This is a genomic window from Streptomyces sp. M92 (assembly GCF_028473745.1).
Classification (GTDB): Bacteria; Actinomycetota; Actinomycetes; order Streptomycetales; family Streptomycetaceae; genus Streptomyces.
The window spans coordinates 5,598,228-5,618,993 of sequence record NZ_CP101137.1; the positions used below are offsets into that span (position 1 = coordinate 5,598,228).

General features: G+C 69.1%; 19 protein-coding genes and 5 pseudogenes. 14 read left to right on the forward strand and 10 right to left on the reverse strand.

Annotated features, from left to right (window positions below; translation table 11 throughout):
- Positions 1 to 773: 773 nt before the first annotated feature.
- Positions 774 to 1,064, forward strand: a pseudogene (locus M6G08_RS25300) (hypothetical protein); the annotation flags it as partial.
- Positions 1,045 to 2,169, forward strand: coding sequence for a hypothetical protein (locus M6G08_RS25305; RefSeq protein WP_272589446.1), 1,125 nt, complete (start codon positions 1,045 to 1,047; stop codon positions 2,167 to 2,169). The pseudogene M6G08_RS25300 and the gene M6G08_RS25305, both read left to right, overlap by 20 nt.
- A 38-nt stretch (positions 2,170 to 2,207) precedes the next feature.
- Here the strand turns inward: M6G08_RS25305 and M6G08_RS25310 are convergent.
- Positions 2,208 to 2,384: pseudogene (locus M6G08_RS25310) on the reverse strand (IS110 family transposase); the annotation flags it as partial.
- 4 nt (positions 2,385 to 2,388) lie between these two features.
- Here M6G08_RS25310 and M6G08_RS25315 point away from each other — a divergent pair.
- The 10 genes and pseudogenes from M6G08_RS25315 (at position 2,389) to M6G08_RS25360 (ending at position 10,449) form a co-directional block, all read left to right on the forward strand.
- Positions 2,389 to 2,754, forward strand: coding sequence for a type I-E CRISPR-associated protein Cse1/CasA (locus M6G08_RS25315; RefSeq protein WP_272589447.1), 366 nt, complete (start codon positions 2,389 to 2,391; stop codon positions 2,752 to 2,754).
- The gene (gene casA, locus M6G08_RS25320; protein ID WP_272589448.1) at positions 2,751 to 3,794 is read left to right on the forward strand and encodes a type I-E CRISPR-associated protein Cse1/CasA; all 1,044 of its coding nucleotides are present in this window, start codon (positions 2,751 to 2,753) and stop codon (positions 3,792 to 3,794) included. The genes M6G08_RS25315 and casA overlap by 4 nt, the downstream gene beginning before the upstream one ends.
- A 193-nt stretch (positions 3,795 to 3,987) precedes the next feature.
- Entirely contained in the window at positions 3,988 to 4,611 is a 624-nt protein-coding gene (casB, locus tag M6G08_RS25325; protein ID WP_272589449.1) for a type I-E CRISPR-associated protein Cse2/CasB, read from the forward strand.
- Positions 4,608 to 4,808 (forward strand): hypothetical protein, encoded by a 201-nt coding sequence (locus M6G08_RS25330; protein WP_272589450.1) that lies wholly within the window; start codon positions 4,608 to 4,610, stop codon positions 4,806 to 4,808. The genes casB and M6G08_RS25330 overlap by 4 nt, the downstream gene beginning before the upstream one ends.
- A complete protein-coding gene (locus M6G08_RS25335) occupies positions 4,805 to 5,326 on the forward strand; it encodes a lactate/malate family dehydrogenase (RefSeq protein WP_272589451.1) in 522 nt (173 codons plus the stop codon). Before M6G08_RS25330 ends, M6G08_RS25335 begins: the two co-directional genes overlap by 4 nt.
- Complete coding sequence (locus M6G08_RS25340) at positions 5,230 to 5,730, forward strand: Rossmann-fold NAD(P)-binding domain-containing protein (protein WP_336299015.1); 501 nt, start codon at positions 5,230 to 5,232, stop codon at positions 5,728 to 5,730. Before M6G08_RS25335 ends, M6G08_RS25340 begins: the two co-directional genes overlap by 97 nt.
- Positions 5,727 to 6,860 (forward strand): phosphoenolpyruvate carboxykinase (ATP), encoded by a 1,134-nt coding sequence (locus M6G08_RS25345; protein WP_272589453.1) that lies wholly within the window; start codon positions 5,727 to 5,729, stop codon positions 6,858 to 6,860. Before M6G08_RS25340 ends, M6G08_RS25345 begins: the two co-directional genes overlap by 4 nt.
- Before the next feature lie 453 nt (positions 6,861 to 7,313).
- Positions 7,314 to 8,428 (forward strand): annotated as a pseudogene (locus tag M6G08_RS25350) (IS110 family RNA-guided transposase).
- Between the two features lie 349 nt (positions 8,429 to 8,777).
- Complete coding sequence (locus M6G08_RS25355) at positions 8,778 to 8,930, forward strand: hypothetical protein (RefSeq protein WP_272589454.1); 153 nt, start codon at positions 8,778 to 8,780, stop codon at positions 8,928 to 8,930.
- A gap of 656 nt (positions 8,931 to 9,586) precedes the next feature.
- Positions 9,587 to 10,449, forward strand: a protein-coding gene (locus M6G08_RS25360; protein ID WP_272589455.1) for an IS5 family transposase whose coding sequence is annotated in 2 segments (ribosomal slippage) — positions 9,587 to 9,943 and positions 9,946 to 10,449 — 861 coding nt in all. Because the reading frame shifts where the segments join, the coding sequence is not laid out codon by codon here.
- Positions 10,450 to 10,476: 27 nt separating this feature from the next.
- Here M6G08_RS25360 and M6G08_RS25365 read toward each other — a convergent pair.
- From M6G08_RS25365 to M6G08_RS25375, 4 genes and pseudogenes are all read right to left on the reverse strand, one after another.
- A complete protein-coding gene (locus M6G08_RS25365) occupies positions 10,477 to 12,162 on the reverse strand; it encodes an ISAzo13 family transposase (RefSeq protein ID WP_272589456.1) in 1,686 nt (561 codons plus the stop codon).
- Positions 12,163 to 12,953: 791 nt separating this feature from the next.
- A pseudogene (locus M6G08_RS35895) lies at positions 12,954 to 13,213 on the reverse strand (helix-turn-helix domain-containing protein); the annotation flags it as partial.
- Positions 13,214 to 13,237: 24 nt separating this feature from the next.
- On the reverse strand, positions 13,238 to 13,906 hold the full coding sequence (locus M6G08_RS25370) for a phosphotransferase (RefSeq protein WP_272589457.1): 669 nt from the start codon (positions 13,904 to 13,906) through the stop codon (positions 13,238 to 13,240).
- Positions 13,907 to 13,969: 63 nt separating this feature from the next.
- Positions 13,970 to 14,881: pseudogene (locus tag M6G08_RS25375) on the reverse strand (IS5 family transposase).
- Between the two features lie 36 nt (positions 14,882 to 14,917).
- Here M6G08_RS25375 and M6G08_RS25380 point away from each other — a divergent pair.
- Positions 14,918 to 15,547: a class I SAM-dependent methyltransferase gene (locus M6G08_RS25380; protein ID WP_272589459.1), complete on the forward strand. Its 630-nt coding sequence runs from the start codon at positions 14,918 to 14,920 to the stop codon at positions 15,545 to 15,547.
- A 95-nt stretch (positions 15,548 to 15,642) separates the two neighbouring features.
- On the opposite strand, the gene M6G08_RS25385 is transcribed toward M6G08_RS25380, so the two are convergent.
- The 3 genes from M6G08_RS25385 to M6G08_RS25395 form a co-directional block, all read right to left on the reverse strand.
- On the reverse strand, positions 15,643 to 16,188 hold the full coding sequence (locus M6G08_RS25385; RefSeq protein WP_272589460.1) for an alpha/beta fold hydrolase: 546 nt from the start codon (positions 16,186 to 16,188) through the stop codon (positions 15,643 to 15,645).
- Between the two features lie 134 nt (positions 16,189 to 16,322).
- A complete protein-coding gene (locus tag M6G08_RS25390; protein ID WP_272589461.1) occupies positions 16,323 to 17,432 on the reverse strand; it encodes a LuxR family transcriptional regulator in 1,110 nt (369 codons plus the stop codon).
- 2 nt (positions 17,433 to 17,434) lie between these two features.
- Positions 17,435 to 17,968 (reverse strand): hypothetical protein, encoded by a 534-nt coding sequence (locus tag M6G08_RS25395; protein WP_272589462.1) that lies wholly within the window; start codon positions 17,966 to 17,968, stop codon positions 17,435 to 17,437.
- Between the two features lie 318 nt (positions 17,969 to 18,286).
- On the opposite strand from M6G08_RS25395, the gene M6G08_RS25400 reads away from it, so the two are divergent.
- Positions 18,287 to 19,357, forward strand: a complete 1,071-nt coding sequence (locus M6G08_RS25400; RefSeq protein ID WP_272589463.1) for a methyltransferase — start codon at positions 18,287 to 18,289, stop codon at positions 19,355 to 19,357.
- Positions 19,358 to 19,400: 43 nt separating this feature from the next.
- Here the strand turns inward: M6G08_RS25400 and M6G08_RS25405 are convergent, their stop codons facing one another.
- Positions 19,401 to 20,159 (reverse strand): transposase family protein, encoded by a 759-nt coding sequence (locus tag M6G08_RS25405; protein ID WP_272589464.1) that lies wholly within the window; start codon positions 20,157 to 20,159, stop codon positions 19,401 to 19,403.
- 143 nt (positions 20,160 to 20,302) lie between these two features.
- Entirely contained in the window at positions 20,303 to 20,752 is a 450-nt protein-coding gene (locus M6G08_RS25410; RefSeq protein WP_272589465.1) for a hypothetical protein, read from the reverse strand.
- Between the last annotated feature and the right edge of the window lie 14 nt (positions 20,753 to 20,766).

Genomic DNA, 20,766 nt, shown 5'->3' on the forward strand with positions numbered 1-20,766 from the left:
GCAGGGCCGTTGCCGTGTTCTCCCTCGGCCGGCCCGTCCCCCTGCCCTGCGCGGCTCCCCGGCGAGCGGCGTCCACCGGGCAGACCGCTGCGGGCCACTGCGCCCGACGACGCCACCACACCTGGAGCGGCAATTCCGGCCGCGCTGTGCTCGTTCACACCCACCCCGCCTCGCCCACGCCTCCGACCGGCGTGTTCCCTGCCGGAAGTCTGGCAGCGGCACAGACCCCGACAGTCCCGTACGGGATGTTCATCACCCTTGGGTCGTACGTCCGAGTCTCCGTATCCGAGTCCTCTGGTGACGGCGACCGCCGAGGCATCCGCACCGCCGAACCGCCACCACCCGCCGACGGACGCGGAGGCACCGGACCGCGTCGACGGACCGGCGGACGTGAGTGCTGCCCACGTCAGGCAGGGGAACGCGGCGGATCGACCGGGAAGGGCGTGGACGCCCGGCGGCCACCCGGCCCTCACCGGGCTTGCCGCATTGAGCGGTACGGGAGGCGGAGCACTCGCCGTCGGTGCTCCCGCATGCCTCAGGACCAGCAGTGCGCCGCGGCCCGCTGCCGACGTCGTACCTGATCGCTTCCTTCAGCTGGCGGCCGAGAGTCTGGCCCCGCCTGACGGGACCGGTCGCCTCCTGCCGAGGACGCCGGTCGGGACGGACCGGCCGTCTGGACTGTCGCTTCGCACTCAGGCGTACCGGTGAATTCACGCTCATGCGCCGCACCGCGGCACCGCCGCACCGCCGCACCGCCGCGGAGCCGTCCGGCGGTGACTGGTACGACCACTCTGCTGCTGTGGCTCCACACCCAACGCATCTGACACGCCCAGGAATTGCTGGAGACCGACGAGACCGTCGACACCACGGCCACGGGCATGAGCACCGCCACCACCCTGCGCCGCCACTTCGCCCGCACCGTGGGCGGTCCACCGGATACCTACCGCCGGACGTTCCGTCCTCGGAGTCGCCCCGGCGCGGAGCCCATCACTGGTTCGCCTCGCGTGGGGCGGACAGTGCAACCATCGGGCGCCGTCAGAAGTCTTGCCGACGATCACACGTGATCGCACTGACGAGGAGACCATCATCACCGCCATACGCAAGACCCTGACCGCCACGGCAGTCGTCGGCGCCGTCCTCGCGGGTTCGGCCGCCTGCGGCACCGTGGAGCAGATCTCCGCGGGACAGAAACTCGACCAGGCGTTCGGCGAGCTCGGCAAGGAGAAGACGATCTCCTTCGAACTCGACCTCGACACCGACGCCCAGAGCCTGAAGGCATTGGACGCCTCGTCGAACCCGGAGCCCGGCGAGGAGATCCCCGACGAGGTCGCCGATCTGCTCAGTGACGCGAAGATCAGTGTGACGGCGCAGTCGAAGAAGCCGATCGACGAGTCCGGTGAGAAGGATTTCGTCGGAATGTCCATGAGGGTCCGCGCCCACGGGGGCGACATCGTCGAGTACCGGGTCGTCGGAGACTACACGTACATCCGTTCCGACGCGGAGCTCCTCGGCGAGGCCATGGGCGCCCCCGTGCCGTCGGCGGAGGACCTGCCCCCGGAGGCGAGCGGACTCAAGAAGGCGCTCGACGGCGAGTGGGTGAAGATCAACACCAAGGAGATGGCGGAGACCACCGCCGAGCCCGGCACGGAGCCCACCCTCGACGACAAGACACAGAAGCAACTGCTGGACGCGCTCCGGAAGACCGTCGCCCGCGAGGTCGACTTCGAGACCGCCGACAGCGAGGACGGTGCCGAGCGCATCACTGCCACCGCTCCCTTCCGTACATTGATCGGGGAGCTCTTCGACGAGATCCATCCGCTTGCGAAGAAACTGCCGCCGGGCATGGAACTGCCCACGGACGCGGACCTCAAGGAGATCCCCGACGCCGAGGTAACGGCCGACTTCACGCTCAAGAACGGCGAGCTGACCGAGGTGTACGTCGACCTCGCCGAGCTCGCCGAGAACGCCGAGGTGAAGAAGCTTGGCCTGGTGGTGCGGATGACCGAGGGCCAGACGCTCAGGGCCCCGGCCGGCGCGACCGAGCTGGACATCGAGGAGATGCTGGGCGGGTTCGGCGCCGCGATGACGGGAGCGGAGGGCCTCAGCGAAGGGGACTTCGGAGAGGAAATCGTCCTCCCGGGAGAGGACTTCCCCGCGGATGCCGCATAGGCGCACCCAAGGGCCGGGGGGTGCCTCTATGCCTTTCGTCAAGCGATGCGGGGGTTCCTCGGCTGGTAGAAGGTTCCGTCGCGGAGCATGGCGAACAGGACGCTGATGCGGTGGCGGGCGAGGCGGAGGAGGGCCTGGGTGTGGGTTTTGCCGCGGGCTCGGCAGCGGTCGTAGTAGGTCCGGGAGGCGGGATCGTGGAGGGCTGCGAACGCAGACGAGTTGTTCACGCGGGCTCATGAGATCGAGGACCTAGAGGTTCCGGTGCCGCCTGCGGCGTCGGGGTTGCCGCCTGCGGCGTCGGGGTTGATGCGGATCCTGGCGCCGATCGCGGCGAGGATCGCTGCCGATGGCGCGGACACGCTTGATGATCCGGACGCCGCGGAGGACATTGACGACTGGCTCGATCTGCGGGAACGGGTTTTGAAGGACGGCCGGTTCGATCCGCGGGCGGTGGACGCCTATTTCGACCGCGAGGACCTGGCGGGACGGTTCGATCTGTTCGATGCCGAGCGGCCGTTTTTGCAGGATCCGCGGCTGCGCGCCGAGTGCGTGGACGCGAAGGGGGGCCGAACCCGTCCGGGGTGAACAAGCTGGTGATGGGCCGCCCCACGGGAGTCAACGGGGCCGTTTTGTTCGGGCATTTCACCGACACGGCGCCGGTTGCGGTGCCGGCCGCCGAGGCCGCCTGGCATCTGATCGCCCAGCTGTACTACGGGCCGTCCGGTCAGTGCACGCCCCGCAGGATCACCGAGCACCGGGCAGGCAGCGGGGACGCGGCCCCGCTGCGCAAGTCCGTCTCCTACTTTCCCTGGGCCTCTGATCTGTTCACCACGCTCGTGCTGGCCGTCCCGCGCCCTGACAGCGACGCCGCGTGGGAGACGCCGGACGCGTGCCCGTGGGAGGAGGATCTGCCCTCTCCGCTTCAGCCGTTGCCGCCGCTGACGTGGCCGGGCCGGATGCTGACCGGCCGGTTCCGCCACGCCGCGCTCCTCGTGCCCGCCGAGGACGGCCGGACGGTGACCGACGCCTACCTGACCTGGTCGACGCACGAGCCGCCGCACCGGGTGCGTGACCCGTACCAGGTCCTCGACCGGCGCAGGGACGGCGACTTCCAGCCGCGGGAGGCCGACGGTGCCCGGGCCCTGTGGCGGGATCTGGATTCGCTGCTGCTGAAGGACAGCCGTCAGGACGCCCGGCGTCCCCCGCCGCTCGAGCACCTGCCCCGCCGGCTGCTGTCCCCGTTGCGGGTGCGCGCCTACGGCTTCGACCAGAACGGCCAGCAGAAGGACAGCGTCTGGTTCAGGGCGACCAGTCCGCAGATCCTGCAGTGGCAGGAGGAGAACGACGCTCAGATGGCCTACCTGGTCAAGCGCTGCCACACGGCAGCGGAGCAGACCGGTGACCGGCTGGACTTCGCCGCAGGATCGCCTGGAAGATCGCCACCGACGCGAGCGTCGACCTGTCGCCGAAGGCCAAGATCAAGCTGGATGCCCGCAAGCCCGGCCCGTGGGCCGCTGCCGCACTCACGAGGTACTGGCCGGTCGCCGAGTGGGAGTTCTGGCATCTCACTGAGCCCGGCCGTACCACGGACCGGGTCGGTAAACCGTTCGTCGACGCGGCCCTGACCGCGCTCGACGAGGCCATCGGCCAGGCCAACCGCGCGGACATCCGGGTGGCGCGCGCCCGGCACCGCGCCCGCGGTCTCCTTCTCGCACTGCTGCAGCCGTCCGCAACTGGCTGAACCCGTCCGGTCGCGCCCCGCGCCGACTCGGTCGGCGCTCCCTCCCACCACCCCCTTGTCTGGATCAGGGATGTCTCATGACTGATTCCGTGCCGGCGGCGTCTGCTTCGCCGGCCTCCTCGGCCCTTCGTTCCTCGGACCGGTTCGTCGCCTACGTGTACCAGCTGTGCGCCTCCACGCAGGCCCGTGCCGCCCTGCGGCGCGGCCTCGGGCTGCCGGTTCAGCAGTGCACCTACCTGCACCGCTACCTGGTGCCGTGGCTGCGTGACCACGACGACCCGCACCAGGGCGATATCCGGCGGGCCCACTACGCGGTGGCCTCGCTGATCGCCGCACGCCCCCGCTCGGCCCGCGACACCGCCCCCGGCCGGCACACGCCCGGACCGTGGTACGAGCGCCCGAACCTGGGCGCCTCCCTCGGGCAGGCCGTCGCCCAGGGCGTCGTGAAGGAGAACTCCGCCGAGTGCGCCCTGCACCTGATGGCCCGCCAGTCCAGCGACGCCGTCCACCCCTACCTGCCCGCCATGACCCGCCAGCTGGTGGCCGGCGGCATCCCGGTCGACTGGGCGGTCCTCCTGGAAGACCTCGCCTGGTTCAACCGCAGCCGGGACCGCATCGCCACCCGCTGGCTGGGGAGCTACTTCCGCACCGCCACCCCCACCACCGACCCCGCCGACCCGACCGAGGAGACCACCCGATGACCCTGTACCTGGACCTGAGCGCCCTGCAGTCGGTGCCCGTCGAACTGCCGCTGCCCCGCCAGGGCACGACTTTGGTGGGCCGGGCGGCGGAGTTGTGCCGGATGGTCGACCGGATCAGCGCCGCCCCGGCCGCCGCAGGCGGGACCGGGACGGTCTGGGACCGGGCTCTGGGCCACGTGCAGGGGATCGCCGTATGACGCCGGCACCAGTCGACACGGTCGGCGTGACCGGTGCCGGAGCGGTCGGCCAGACGGTGGTCGCCACCCTGCTGGCCTCCGGCCTGCCCGGGCGGCTGTTGGTCGCCTCCCGCGTCCTGGACCAGGCGGCGGCGCTCGCCACCGACCTCGACGACATGCGCCACACCACGGCCTCCCCGACACGGGTCGAAGCCTGCGAAGTCCGGGGTCTGGCCGACTCCACGGCCGTCATCGTCGCCGTGCGCGCCGCCTTCACCAACACGAACACCGCCAACGTGCGCATGGCCGGCGCGACGGCGAACGCCCCCGCCATCCGGGCGCTCGCCACCAGCCTGCGCGGCTACCAGGGCACCGTGCTGGTGGTCACCAACCCCGTGGACCTGATGACCCGGCTGTTCGCCGAGACCCCGGCTGCCCGCGCGTGTACGGCATCGGCTCGAACCTCGACTCCGCCCGCTACCGGCTCACCCTCGCCCGCCTCCTCGACGTCCCGGCCGCGGCCGTGCGCGGGCACGTGATCGGCGAACACGGCGACGGCGCCGTGGTGTGCGCCTCGTCGACCACCGTCAACGGCACACCCGCCGACATCCCCCTGACGGAGGTACGCGCAGAACTGCGCACCCGACCCGGACGGATCAGCGCCGGGGTCGGCCGGACCCGCTCCGGTCCCGCCGGCGCCGTGCTCTCCACCCTGCGCAAGGCCCTCGGCCTGGTCGACGGCACCGAGGAACTGACCTGCCACCACCGCGGTGACTGGCTCGGAATTCCGTTGCGCTTCACCTCCGGCCAGCCCGTAGCGTGCCTGCCTGCCCTGGATGCGGGCGAAGACGCGCAACTGGTCGCCACCACCGCCAAGCTCCGTGGCGCCTACCAGGCGCTCGGCCGTCCTGCCTCATCCTCAACCCCTCTGGAGACGACGTGAGTACCCCCACCGCCACCCGGCTGCAGGCCGCGGACGCGAGCGTGACCGTGCTCAGCAACACCGCCTTCGTCACCGACTGGGCCCGCCGCTACTTCGGACCGTGGTGGAACGCCTTCGAGGCCCTCGCCAGCAGCGTCTGCGCCGGGCCGCTGGTCACGGCCGACCTCGACGAGAAGGCGTACACGGACCTCGGCGCGCTGGTCGGCTCCTGCCCCCACGACGAGGTCACCTACGCCAAGGTCCGGCTGCTGCTCGCCCGGGACAGCACCGGCACCATCACCGGCGTCTGCCAGGACGAAGGGCTGACCTACCGCTCCGAGCAGCTCGGCGGCCACGCCGCCTTCTCCGGCCGCACCGCCGAACCGCTGGCACTGGCCACCGCCCGGATCGCCCGGGAGATGATCCGCGCGGCCCTGCTGCGCGACGGCTGGACCCTCCTGCACGCCTCCGCCGTCGTCCAGGGCGAGCGGGCCCTGCTCACCTTCGGCTCCAAGGGCGCAGGCAAGACCACCACGGCCCTGCTGCTGGCCAGCCGCGGCGCCCAGCTCCTCGCCAACGACCGGGTGTTCGTCAAGGCCATCAGCGACGACCTGCGCGTCCTGCCCTGGCCGTCGGCAGCAGCCATCGGCCTCGGCCTGCTCGACGCCCTCGGCCTGTACGACATCGTCCGCGACCGGCTCCAGGCCGGGGAGCAGCTCCACCCGACCCAGCACCAGGACGTCACCGACGCTCTCCTGGCCGGCCGCCGCGAGCCCCTGTGGGAGCCGGGAGGCAAGCGGGAGCAGAAAGTCCAGGTCTTCCCCGACCAGTTCGCCACCTGGTTCGGCATGCAGCTCGCCACCGGCGGACGCGCGGCAGCCCTGCTGTTCCCCCGCATCGACCCCGCGTCGGACCCGGCCGTGATCGACGGCGACCGCACCCTCGGCGAGGACGACTTCATGAGCGGGGCCACCGAGGACCGCTACCCCGACCACTTCGGCCTCGCCTCGGGCATCAACGGCGGCGGCAGCGACCTGGCCCGCGCCACCGTCGCCGACCGGCTCGCCGCCCTCCCGCACCACCAGATCACGCTGAGCCACGACATCCAGGCAAACGCCGACTTCCTCGCCAAGCTGGCGGGGGACCTGTGACCTGACCACTCCCGCTATCGCACCGGTAGCCCCGGCGGCTGAGCCTGCAGCCGCCGGGGCTACCTGTACGTCCAGTTGTCGGCGGGACTGTGGACCAAGGGGTGGGTGAGGGAACTGTCCGGCGCGGCGATCGCCATATCCCTGGTGCTGCTGCACGAGCGTCGGGGAGATGACCGGGTGGTCTGGCCCCCGTTATGTTCTTCGCGGTCCTGCAAGAGGGCCGCTGGCCTCCGGGTCCGGCATGACTGTGTCCCCCTGTCGAAGTCGATGACCTGGGGGGTGGTGTCACCGGGCCCGGGAGGCGCCGTCGGAGTCGCTGATCAGAGGTCCGGCCACCGTCCGGTCCGGCGCAATGCCGGACAGCTCCCGGGCGGTAGGTCTTACATAACGTGGATGCGCGAGTACGACACCGATGCCGAGGCCGGCACGTTCGACACCCCTGGGAAGGGCGCGATGTCCGACACCGAAGACGTGGGCGTGTTCCTGGGCCTGGACGTCGGCAAGAGTGCTCACCCCGGCCGGGAAGAAGGTCTTCGACAAGCAGCTGCCCAACAGCGAGCCGAAGCTGCGGGCCGTCTTCGACAAACTGGCCGCGAAGTTCGGCACCGTCCTGGTGATCGTCGATCGTCGACCAGCCCGCCTCGATCGGCGCCCTGCCACTGACCGTCGCCCGGGACGCGGGCTGCCAGGTCGCCTACCTGCCCGGGCCATGCCGCACACCCCCTGCGATCCCTGGAGCTGCCCGACGAGATCACCGCCGAACTCACGGTCCTCGTCGGCTTCGACCAGGACCTCGTCTCCGAGGCCACCCGCACGTCCAACCGGATACGCGGCCTGCTCACCCAGTTCCATGCCAGCCTGGAACGCGTCCTGGGCCCACGCCTCGACCACCAGGCCGTCACCTGGCTCCTGGAGCGCTACGGTTCCCCGGCCGCCCTCCGCAAAGCCGGCCGCCGCAGACTCGTGGAACTGATCCGCCCGAAAGCCCCCGCATGGCAACCCGGCTGATCGACGACGTCTTCGACGCGCTCGACGAGCAGACTGTCGTCGTCCCCGGCACCGGCACCCTCGACATCGTCGTGCCCTCCCTGGCCGCCTCGCTCGCCGCCGTCCACACCCAGCGCCGGGCGATGGAAGCCCAGATGAACACCCTGCTGGAGGCTCACCCTCTTTCCCAGGTCCTGACATCGATGCCCGGCGTCGGCGTCAGGACCGCCGCAGTCCTGCTGGTCACCGTCGGCGATGGCACCAGCTTCCCCGCCCACCTCGCCTCCTACGCCGGCCTCGCCCCCACCACGAAGCAGTCGGGAACCTCGATCCACGGCGAACACGCACTCCGAGGCGGCAATCGGCAGCTCAAACGGGCAATGTTCCTGTCCACCTTCGCCTGCATGAACGCCGACCCTGCCTCTCGCACCTACTACGACCGCCAGCGAGCCCGCGGCAAGACCCACACTCAGGCCCTCCTCCGCCTCGCCCGCCAGCGCATCAGCGTCCTGTTCGCCGTGCTCCGCGACGGCACCTTCTACGAACCCCGGACACCAAAGGACGTCGAGCTCGCCGCATAACCCCCAGCAACCCCGAACTACCCGAGACCCGACAGGGATGCCTTGACGAACGACATAGAGGCACCCCCCGGATCGGCCGGGAGCGCTACGACCTGAGTGACGAAACCCGCCGCAAAAGGCTCAACGAACTGGCCGATCGCGCTGATCACCTTGCGGCGGCGCCCGGTGCACCAAGGTCTGTTCGAGGACCACTTCCGCAGCCGTAACGTCTACGAGTTCGTTCCGAGGACCTGGAGCACTTCGAGCCCGGCCAGGAAGGCGCCCTGTGGATGTAGAGCGAGCAACGCGGGACCCGTCCCTGCTGGCCTGGGCGGGCCAAGGCACGCCGATGGACCTGCGGCCCTCCTGCATGACGAAGAAGTCCGCCGACGCGCTCGCCGCGGCCCTCGAGGAACTGTACTTACCCACCCGGCAGCCCAAGCACGTCGTCCTGGCCGCCCTGGTCGACGTCGCGCTCGAGCACCTGCCCGCCGTGGAACAGCGGGTCAGCCGGCAGCAGTAACGGCACCGGGTGCGACAGGTGCGAGAAGTGCCCGCCGCAGGGCCGCTGCCGTGGTGGGCACGGTAAGCCGCGCACGCCGTCCACTGCCGTCACCAGCGCCCATGCCGCACGCTGGCACAGCCGGTCAAGTTCTCCCGGGGCACGCGTATCTGAGGACGTCTCCGCCTGCGCGGCACCGTGCTGCCGTCGGCGGGAAGCGAGGGTCCTGCCGAGCCGGGACAGACTGGCTGATAAGTGGCTCACTCCTTCCTGCGTAGTCCAGCACACTCGTGCAGGTCTGCGGAGGAAGGCTTCGCTGACTGTGAACCAAGGGGGAAACATGAAACGCTTTCTGGCCATGACCTTCAGCGCCGCGATGCTGACAACCGGCGCACTGGTGGCCGGTGGGGGTACAGCAAGCGCAGCCGCGCAGGCATGTAGTGCCCCCTGGTCGGACGTGAACACCTACGGCGTTCGGTGTTCCGGAGGCCCCTACGCGGCAGTGGCCCAGTGCAACAACGGCCAGTGGGTCATGGGAGCCTACGCAAGCAACTACAGCTGGTCGTACGCGTACTGCTCCACCGTGGGGTCGTCCTACAAGAGGGGCACCGGGTATGCGCTCTACCTATAGCTAGGGTCCGTCTTCAGAGATCAGCCGGGTGGTGGATCATGGTGTCGTGGTACGTCGTCATGAACTCACTGACCAGGAGTGGGAGTTACTCGCTCCGCTGATACCCCGGGCCGCGACGGGTCGGCCCCGCGTGGAGGACCGGCAGGTCATCAACGGGATGGTCTACAAGATCCGCACTGGGATCTCCTGGCGTGACCTGCCGGAACGCTACGGGCCGTGGAAGACCGTGTACACCCGCTTCCGCCGCTACGCCCTCGACGGAGTCTTCACACGGGCCCCGCAGCAGATCCAAGCCCACGCCGATGCGGCCGGCGACATCGACTGGCTGGTCCAGATCGACTCCACCATCGTCCGCGCCCACCAGCACGCCGCCGCCACCGGCCGAAAAGGGGGCGGCATCAGCAGGACGAACCGGACGATCACGCCCTCGGCCGATCCCGAGGCGGACTGACCACCAAGATCCACCTCGCCTGTGACGGCAAGGGCCGACCACTCGCGGTCCTGGTGACGCCCGGCCAACGCCACGACAGCGTCTGCGCACGTCCTCTGCTGGAACGGATCCGTGTTCCCCGCACCGGCCCGGGCCGGCCGCGGTGCAGGACCGACCAGGTCATCGCAGAGGAGGCTTACAGCTCCCGCGGCTTCCGTGCCTACCTGCGGAAACGCGGCATCGCGAACACCATCCCCGAGAAGATCGACCAGCGACGGCACCGGCTGAGGCGCGGGAGCCGCGGCGGCCGACCGCCAGGGTTCGCCCGGGAGACCTACCGGCGGCGCAACGTGATCGAGCGCTGCTTCAACCGGCTCAAGGGCTTCCGCGGCATCGCCACCAGATACGAGAAGACCGCCACTTCCTACGAAGCGGCGGTCACCCTCGCATCGTTCCTGCTCTGGGCAAGATCCGTTTGAAGACGGACCCTAAGGGCTCGCAGAGAATCAACATGCTGGTTTGATCTTCGTGGTGCTGCTGTTGGCGAGGAACGCGGTGACGTCAGCAGGCGTCCGGAACCTGGCCGTGGAGGGCGGAATGGTGCAGCCGTGTCCGGCCAGGAGGGGCTGGACTTGGTGAACGGCCCTGGTGAGGGTGCTGGGGTTGACTCCGAAGAGCTGGGCAAGCAGGTCGCGGGTGCCGAGTTTGCGCAGGTAGAGCACGGTGGCCAGGACTCTGTCGGCGGTGGTCAGCTTGTCTTTGGCCCCAGCGCCCCGAGAACGGATGCGTTCGCCTCCTCGCTGCCGGAGCCGTCCTTGCTCACGTGACTCGTCTAGTTTCTGGGTCAGTTGGTCGACAAGTTCGTCCAGCGCAGGTTCGGGCATGCCGGTCAGCTCCGAGTCGCGTAGGCACCCGGTGCAAGGCTGCGGGGACGGGCCGCCAGCCGGCTGCGGGGACTCGGCTGCGCTGGTGGTATCGCGAGGTGGGGGATGGAGGGTGTAGTTCCAGTCGCCGTGGAAACGGTGCCGGTGCATGGGCAGAGCGTCGATATCGCTGTCGGTGACCTTGATGCCGGTGTCATAAGTGCCCGGGTCGAGTTCGGCGTGGACGGTCAGCCCGGTGCGGGTGGTGGTCGCCGCGATGCTGTTCACGACAACGTCGTGGCTGGTCAGCGGTCGGCCGCCCCAGTTCATGGAGATGTCGGAGAACAGCCGGTGCTCGATCTTGTTCCACTTTGAGGTGCCCGGCGGCATGTGGCAGACCGTGATGGCCATGCCCGTCTGGGCGGCCAGGGCGGCAAGTTCGGTCTTCCAGGCGCGGGTGCGATAGCCGTTGGACCCGCCCGCGTCCGCGGTGATCAGCAGTCGGGTGGCGGCCGGATAGTCGTGCCGCCCCCGGGCCTGCCACCAGCGGCGGACGGAGGCGACAGCAAACGCGGCGGTGTCATGATCAGTGCCCACGGTGACCCAGCCGGTGTTCGCGGCGATGTCATAGATCCCGTAGGGAATCGCCTTGCCCGGTCCCTGCCGGTCCAGGAAGTCGTGCGTCTTGACCAGCACCGGCTCACTGGCAGGCCGCCACCGGCGGCCCGAGTTCTTGTAGTCGCCGATGAGTTCCTTCTTCTTCGAATCCACGCTGATCACCGGCCGGCCGGCCCCCATGTGCCCTCTGGCCTGCTCGTTGATGTAGCGGAACTGGGCGTCGCGGTCCGGGTGCTGTCTGCCCTCGATGGTCTTGGCGCCGGCCTGCAGGCTGAAGCCCTCTTCCCGCAGCAGGTCACCGACCGTGTCCGCGCTCACTTGGTGCCCCTGACCGGTGAGCGCGGCCGCCAGGCTCCTGGTCGGCTTCACCGTCCAGCGCAGCGGCGACATGGGATCGCCCCGCTCGTCGGGTTCCACCAGTGCCAGCAGCGCAGTCCGCAGTCCCGGATCAAGATCCGCGGACCTCTTCCGGCCACCACCGGGCCTGCGTACCCGGCCCAGGGGTTCCTCGCCGGCCTCCAGCTCGTCCACTCCCTTACGCACCGTCGTCTCGCTGACCCGGGCCGCCCGCGCGACCGCCCGGATACCGCCGTGACCCAGGATCCGGGCCTCGGCCCCCATCATCAGCCGCCGCTGCCGCTCGTCGAGGTGCGGGAACAATACTTCGAACCTCGCAGCGAGTTGACCGCGAACCTCGTCGGAGACGCTCATACCGCAACAACGAGCTGCATAACGGGAAGCAACACCTTGATTCTCTGCAAGCCCTCAGTGGGTCCCGTGGGACGCGATGCCGCAGCGCCCCGAACCACCAGGTGTTCCGGGGCGCCGCATCGGTGATCGGGAGGCCTACACCTCGACGTACGCGACGATCGTGATCTGCCGGACGGCCCTCCGGCGCGCGGGCAGACCTTAATCCGCTGCCCAGCCTCACCACGTTGCAGGGCACTGCCATGTCGTGCACCAGACGACACGAGGCGCTCCACCAGACGGGCATTACGTCGAGGGAATTGAGCGAGAAGATGATCAGGAACAGCGCCGCAACTATGAGGAACCCTAGAAAGACACCATTGAGATCTCGCAGTAATTTAGTCACCTTGCTGCAGAGAGTCCGGTGACGGAGCGATTTTTTTCCTCCATGCTGGTCGCACCCAGATTTCAGGAGCGCGTCTTCCGGTGTGCCTTAAAGGCGAATACCGCCAGGACCAGCCCGCTCGCTGCGGCGATCGCGCCCAGCACGACTGGTGCAGCGTCGCCCGTCAATGTTCCTGATACACGCGCATACCCCTCCTCCGCTCAGGATCGCGGAAAAGATGCGCACTCCTCTTACTGCCTCGCCCATTAACGTCATCCATTCATCGGCGTAATTGCCATGAAGGAAAGCTGTGGAGCCGGGAAGCCGTTTCCGAATCCACAGCAAGATTACGGAGTGACGACCTACGGCATAAATACGTTATCCGTAGGTGATGATTTCTGCCCCGTAGTACCCGGCTGCCTCTCCAAGTCGGACGGCCGCCCTCGTACTTCGGATACAGCGGCTCGAAGCCGTCGGCGTTGAAGTTGTGGATCACATCCCGGACCTGGACCTGGTCCGCGCTGGTGAACGACACCTCGGCAATCTTCACCACCGGCATGCCCTGCGCGGACAGCAGGACCATCTGGGCCCGCCGCCAGGTCACCGCCGACCCAGTACCCGGCGGATGGTCCGCAGCAGCCGTCCGCCCTCGTCATCGTCGATCTCGCGTACCCGCACCCGCTCCGCCACAGATCAGCAGCCTGACCTATCCGTTCAGCCCACACCAGGTCCATCGCCGACACCGGCATGCCGCCGCAACCACGCCGCCTCCGTTGGCGTCAGATTCGGGTCATCCAGCTTCACCCGGACCACCTCCTGCGTCCGTCCGGCCGGGTCGGTCCGGCAGCCACTGCGGATACCGCGCAGCAACAGCCCCCGCCCGAGACGAGCAACGAATCCCGGCACGTCCGCACTGCCCACGGTCACCATGGTCATCGCCACATCGGCAGCCGGATCACCAGCGCCCGCATTGCGCCAGTCGATCACTACCGGTCCCCTCCGGGTCACAATGACGTTGCCTGGATGCAGGTCCAAATGCAGCACCCGGTCGCCATCCGCCGTGCCGAACCGCTTGGGCAGCCACTCCGGTGCCGGCACCGCGTGCAGCCGATCATGCAGACGGCCCAGCTCCCGGCCGAGAGAGCCCACCCGCCACGGACACCGGACCAGCACGTCCAGCATCGTCGGCCCGGCCAGCCGCTCAAGAACCATGTCCGTGTCGGTACTCTCGTATACCCGCGGCACCGGATACCCACATGCCGCAAGATGCGTCATCAAGCGTGACTCCAGACCAGTGGGCCCCCCGCGCCGGTACCGCCGCAGCACCCTGGACTCATCCAGCGCATACACATCAGCATCCCGGCCCTGCGCGATCAACTCCATGCGGTGCAGTCTGCATTGACGGTCCGGCCCTAGCCAACAGGGCAAACGTTGCCTGACGCGGCACTAGAGCCTGTCTGACAAATGATCACCTGGCCGCTTCACGGAGCCAGAGGATCAGGGAGGCCAGGACAACCCCCGCGCGGTAGTGGTCTGCGAGCTTGTCGAACCTGGTTGCGATCGCACGGAACTGCTTGAGGCGGGCGAAGCATCGTTCGACCACGTTGCGGTCGCGGTAGATCTCCTTGTCGAAGGCGGGTGGCCGGCCACCGAGGCGCCCCCGGCGTCGGCGGTTGGCCACCTGGTCGCGGCGCTCGGGGATCGTGGCGGCGATACCCCGACGCCGCAGCAGATGGCGGATGGCCCTGCTGGAGTAGGCCTTGTCACCCAGCACGCGGTCCGGTGTCGTGCGCGGGCGGCCCGTGCCAGCGCGCGGGGTGCGGATCTTGTCGAGGACCTCGGCGAACGCAGTGGCGTCGTTGGCGTTTCCGGGTGTGAGCACGATCGACAGCGGCAGACCCCGGCCGTCGACGGCGAGGTGGACCTTGGTGGTCAGCCCGCCCCGGGACCGGCCGAGGGCCTGGCGCGTCTGCGAGCGGCCCGGATCTTCCAGTTCATCCCCGTCCGTGTCCCCCTTTTACGGGCGCCCGCGGCGTGCTGGTGGGCCCGGTTTACCGTGGAGTCGACAGCGACGGTCCACCCCACCCGGCCCACCGCGTCGTCACGGACCTGGACGTGCTCCAGCAGCTTCGCCCAGGTGCCATCAGCCTCCCAGCGGGCGAACCGCTCGTAGACGGTCTGCCACGGCCCGTACCGCTCGGGCAGGTCGCGCCAAGGAGCCCCGGTCCGCAGCCTCCACAGCACCCCGTTGACCACCTGCCGGTGATCACGCCACGGACGGCCGCGTCCGTCCACCTGCGGCAACAGGGGCTCCATTCGCCCCCATGCCGCATCCGTCAACTCACCTCGACCTGCCACAAGATCAATTATCAGACCGGCTATAGAGTCCTGCCCGTGGCGAATCATCAGGACGAGATCAGGGCGGCCTACGACGGAGTCGTCGAGCTGTACGCATCGCTGTTCGCAGGCCGGCTGGAGACTCAGCCGTTCGCCCGGGCCATGATCGGCACCTTCGCCGAACTGGTGCGCGCGACGGGCAACCTGCGGGCAGCGGACGTCGGGTGCGGGCCCGGACATCTGACGGCCATGCTGCACGAACTGGGCCTGGACGCCTTTGGACTCGACCTCTCCCCCGGCATGGTCGACCACGCCCGGCGGGCCCATCCGGCGCTGCGCTTCCAGGAGGCGCGGATGGAATCCCTGCCGATCGAGGACGGCGCGCTCGGTGGCGTACTGGCCCACTACTCGACGATCCATACCCCTCCGGCAGAACTGCCGGAGCTGCTCGCCGAGCAGGTACGCGTCCTGGCGCCGGGTGGCCTGCTCCTGGTCTCCTTCTTCGGGACCGACGGACCGGAGCCGATCCGGTTCGACCACAAGGTGGCACCTGCCTACAGCTGGCCGACGGATCGCCTCGCCGAACTGCTGGCCGATGCCGGGCTCGTTCCCTTCGCCCGGCTGCTTCACGATCCGGCCTCCGAACGGGGCTTCCTCGACGCCCACCTGCTGGCCCGCCACTCGTAGGTCCTGCCTGGCGCTACCCGCCAGACGGTCGGCGCACCTCCGGACTGCCAGCTCGGCGGACACTTGCTGACACGACGGGAATTGTCAGACAGGCCTTAGGGTCCGTCTTCAAACGGATCTTGCCCAGAGCAGGAACGATGCGAGGGTGACCGCCGCTTCGTAGGAAGTGGCGGTCTTCTCGTATCTGGTGGCGATGCCGCGGAAGCCCTTACCAGGTGGGAGAGGTGATCGCCGTGGCGCACCGCGTACCGCGCGGCGATCGCGCCACCCAGCAGGTGGCCGACCAATACGGGCGGCTCTCCAGGGCAGGTCTGGTCGATCAGTTCACCGAGCCAGGTCAGAACCGTTTCGTTGTCGATCCGGCCGTCGTTCACGACCGATTCACCGTGGCCGGGCAGGTCGGGAACGATCACCCTGTGACTCCTGGCGAGGTCGGTGATCACCCTGATCCAGACAGCGCCGAACTCACCCTGGCCGTGCAGCAGCACCACGGACGAACCGTCGCCGCCTTCCAGGACCGCGGTGGACACCGTGGTCAGTTGAAGGCGTCGCTCCGTGAGCGGCATGGCGGCGACGAGCAGGTCGCGCGCCTGCTGACCGGCGGACCGCTCTGGTCGTGCCGTCCTGTGTCGGGTGCTCATGACGGTCTCCTTCCTCATGGCCTGCCAAGTCCATGGGGTAAGAGTCCGCTCCCGGCGAGGGCGTCCGCATCGGTCACGTCGACCAACTCGGCCGGCACTCTCCGTGTGGGTATTTCTGTGCAGGCGGCCAGGGCCTACACGAGGTCGTGCTCGTAGGCGTACGCCGTGGCGGCCGCCCGCGAGGAGACGCCCAGCTTGGCGAACATGTTGCTCACGTGCCGGGCGACCGTCTTGTCGCTGATGACCAGCCTGTCCGCGATCTCATGGTTCGACGCACCGGTCGCGACCAGGCGCAGTACCTCGACCTCGCGAGGGGTCAAGCCTCCAGGACTCGGACAGGGGGCTCTTGCCGCCCGAGCCATGAGCTGCCTCACCTGTTCCAGCTCCGGTAGCGCGCCCAGCCGCTCGAAGACTCGGCGGGCGGCTTCCAGCTCCATCCCGGCCGTGTCGTGGTCGCCGATCCGACGGCACGCGTGCGCCATCCGCACCCGCACCCGTGCCCCTTCGTACGAGGCGCCGACTTCATGCCAGTCGGCCCGCGCACGGCGCAGGAGGACGCACGCGGCCTCCGGTTCACCGGCGGCAAGGAGGACGGACCCGCGCGCGTAGGCGACCACCGCCCGCAGATACGGCGAGTCGAACCCGGCGGAAATCCCTTCGAGCTCGACCACCGCGGTCTCGGCGTCCGCGACGGCTCCGGCAGCGAGCTCGATCTCCACACAGCCGGCCAGCAACCTGGGTCGCTCCTCCGCCCCCTCGGTCTCCCCGACCGCCCGGCGGATCGCGGCGGCGGCGTCTGCGAGGCGGCCCTGCGCCAGCCGGAGCAGCGCCAGACCCGGCTGCACCGCGTGTCCCCGGTCGATGGCCTCTCGGTAGCAGCCTTCGGCCCGGGAGAAGTCACCGCGCAACCGGAACAGCTCGGCACGCTGGTAGAGCGCCATGCCCATCACCGGGTCTCCAGGCAGGCTGGACAGGTGCTCACACGCCTGCCGGGCCTCGTCCATCGCGTCGGCCCATTCGCCGCGCAACTGCATGATCTCCGAACGGTGCACCAGGCACTGGCCACGGTATGGCTTGAGGTCCTGCTGCGTGGCGCACCAACGGCTCAGCGCGGACGTCCACTCCTGCATGCGACGCAGGTCGAAGAGCCCGCGGCAGGCGAGGATCACGGCACAGTAGATGATTCCGGCGGCCACCGGCGACACCTCCCCGGTTGTCACCGCCACCATCGTCTCGTCCAGCATCGTCAGGCCCTCCGCCGCCCGGCCCTGCGCGACCAGCGCCTGGCCCTGCCCAACCCTCCGAACGCCCGGAGATCGGCGTCGTCGAACCGGTCGGCGATCTCGGTGACCTCCGCGAACAAGCGGCGCGCGGCCTCGGGCTCGCCACCATCCAGCGTCCGAAGGGCCGCAGGGATGCGCAGATACCCCTGCTCCACGCAGTCCAGCGACGTGTCCTCAAGCATGTGCCGCGCCCGTGCCAGCCATCCACCGCCGCATGTCCGCTCGCCTTGGAGGACGAGCGTGAGCCCGATCCAGAAGGCACACCGTACGGCCGGTGCCGCGTCCCCCTGGGCCAGGAATGCGTGGTGGGCACCCTCCCAAGTCTCGGTCGCAGCGTCGACGGACCCGATCAGGTATGCCGCCCGCGCCATCCGGACCAGATCATCGGCCGTCAGCGGGGCCTGCTGCTCGGCGGCCGACAGCTGCTCATACGCGTCCCGCCACGCCAGCCGCTCGTACGCCTCTCTCCCCTGCACACGTGGATCAACGGCGGTCATGAGTACTCCCGCGAGCAACGAGTCCCTGTGGGCAGCGTACGCGCTGCGCTGAGCGCAGGTCGCGCCGGAGCCCTGCGCCGAGCCACCCGGCCAGGGTCTTCCGGCGGACTGCGTACCTCTTGGCTGTCTCAGGACACCGCTGCGGGGTCGCTGGGCACGGACGAGCCCTGGGTTCCTGCACGTCATTGCTCGGATCGGGTGAGGTGATCCGGCCCGGCTGTCCCCTCCCGTTGTGGCGGCACCGCAAGGGAGAGCCCCAGTGCTTTGCTTTTCCGGCCGGTCGCACTCCGCGGTCGCGGTCATTTCATAAGGGGCATCGTGGCGGCACAGAGCGAATGGAACGACGCGAAGGCCGAAGCCTTCATGGAAAAGGCGCTCGGAGACCTCAGCGGGGCCTTGACCACCGGTTTGTGCCATCTGGGCGACCGGTTGGGCCTGTTCAAGAATCTGGCAGCAAACGGCCCCGCAGGCAGCCAGGAGCTCGCGGACCGTCTCGACCTCAATGAACGCTACGTACGCGAGTGGCTGCGAGGCCTCACCGCCGCAGGGTATCTGGAAGAACCGGAGTCCGGGCGCTTCGCCCTCCCCGCCGAGCACGCCCCCGCCCTGGCCGACGAGTCAGGGCCCATGTTCCTCGGCGGCGTCTACCAGATGATGCCCGCCGCCCTGGCACCGTACGAACGACTGACCGAGGCGTTCCGGGATGGAGGAGGCGTACGGCAGAGCGAATATCCGGACATCCTGTGGGACGGCATGAGCCGTTTCACGGGCAGCTGGTTCGAGAGCGTGATGGTCGACGACTGGCTCAGCACCTTTCCGCACATCATCGAGAGGCTGGAACGGGGAATCGACGTTGCGGACGTGGGGTGCGGTGCGGGCCGTGCCTTGATCGTGCTCGCCAAGGCGTTTCCCCGTTCGCGTTTCACGGGGTTCGACATCTTCCCGGCCCAGGTGGAACGTGCCCGGACGGACGCGGCCGAGGCCGGTGTCGCCGACCGCGTGACCTTCGAGACGGTCGATGCCACCCAGGGACTACCCGAGCGCTACGACCTCGTCACCACCTTCGACGTCATTCACGACTCGGCGGAACCGAAGCGACTCCTTGCCGCTGTCAGGGCCGCGGTCAAGGATGACGGCGACTACCTGATGCTCGAGATCAACTGCCACGACCGCCCTCAGGACAATGTGGGTCCTGTTGCATCGATGTTCTACGGACTCAGCGTCTTCTACTGCATGACCACGTCTCTCTCGAACGGCGGAGTCGGCCTCGGAACGTGCGGCATGCCCGAGGCGGTCGTTCGCGGGCTGTGCGCCGAGGCGGGTTTCAGCAGCGTGGTCCGGTCCTCGGCGGAGGACCCGTTCAACGTTCTGTACGCCGCCAAGCCGTAGGCGCCCCCGGATCCGGGGGCGCGCAAGAGCCTGTGCCCGTGAGCTACAGACAAAGGGACTCCGGTCGTATCTCGCCGGATCGGTCAGGCCTCGGCGCCCGTCTTGCGGCGGTGGGCGACGAACACGACGCCGACGCTGGCGCCGAGGACGAGCACCGCACCGCCCGGGCCCGACGGGGCCGCGGTGATTGGGACTCATCGGCTGTCTGCTGGTGGGACAGCAAGCTGGTGATGGCTTCGATAGTGTCGCTCATGTGCTCGCGGCCTCCGAGGTGGCGGGCCAGTGCCCGCCGGTTCTTGAGGTGGGCGATGCCGTGCTCGACGCGGATACGCCGTGATGAGTGCGCCTTGCGCTCGCGCTCGTACATCTCCTCGTACCAGTCGGGGGCGTTCTTCTCGAACTTACGGTGTGGTGTGATCACCCGGCCGCCGGTCTGGGCGCCCAGGCCCTGGTAGCCGACGTCGGCGAGGATCTCCACCGCGGGTCCGTCGGCCAGAAGCCTGACCAGACACGACTGGCGGGCGCGGGTGATGTCTACGCAGCTGCCGGGCTTGGCCGGGCCGCAGAAGAGCACGCGGCCGTCCCCGTCCGTGACGACCATGATCTTGACCGCGTTCTGCTTGTTCTTGCCGGAGATGAACTTGTCGCGGTCCTCGCGTCCGGCGGCCGGGCGGCGGACGCGAACCTCGGTGCCGTCGATGATCCCGGTCTTCTTCACGTCGGCACCGACATGGTCGATGACCTCGGCCAGGGTCCGCAGCCGCACACCCTGGCTGACCGTACACCCTCGCTCGGCGAGCAAGGGCCGCACCTCTGCGATGGCACGAGTGATTGTGGAGCGGTCGACACCGAACCAGCAGGTGTGCACGTCGTGGCGCGCTTCCGCGGACGGGACGCCAGCTCGGCCTGGTGTCGTTCGCGCCGCAACGATGCTCTGCGTGGACGTCACTTCCAGCCAGTGCAGTAGGTCTCGCCGTTGCGCTTGGAGCACAGGTCGAGCCAGAAATCCTTCACGCCCTGGTGAGTGACGACACCCCAGCTGTCGGTGCGGGAACCGCCGTTGCTCACCGCCATGGAGGGGTCGTCGAAGTACCGCTGGCGCCAGGTACCGCTGACGTACTCCTTGAAGGCGATCCGGAACCAGGAATGTGACGCGAGCTGGGGGGTGTCGTGGATGGTGCCGTCAAATACGGCTCTGCGGGAGTCCCAGGTTATGGTGCCCCGCAGCCATGCGTAGTTGGTGCTGATGGCGACGTTCCGGGCGCCGGCTGCGGACGCGGACGCCGACGCTGCCGTGGGTGCCGGGGAGGCCGCTTGGGCGGCCGCGGCAGTGCCGGTGGCCAGAGCGAGCAGGACGCCGGTGGCGACCGCCGCCGCACGCAGACGCTTGTACATGAGCGACTCCTCTC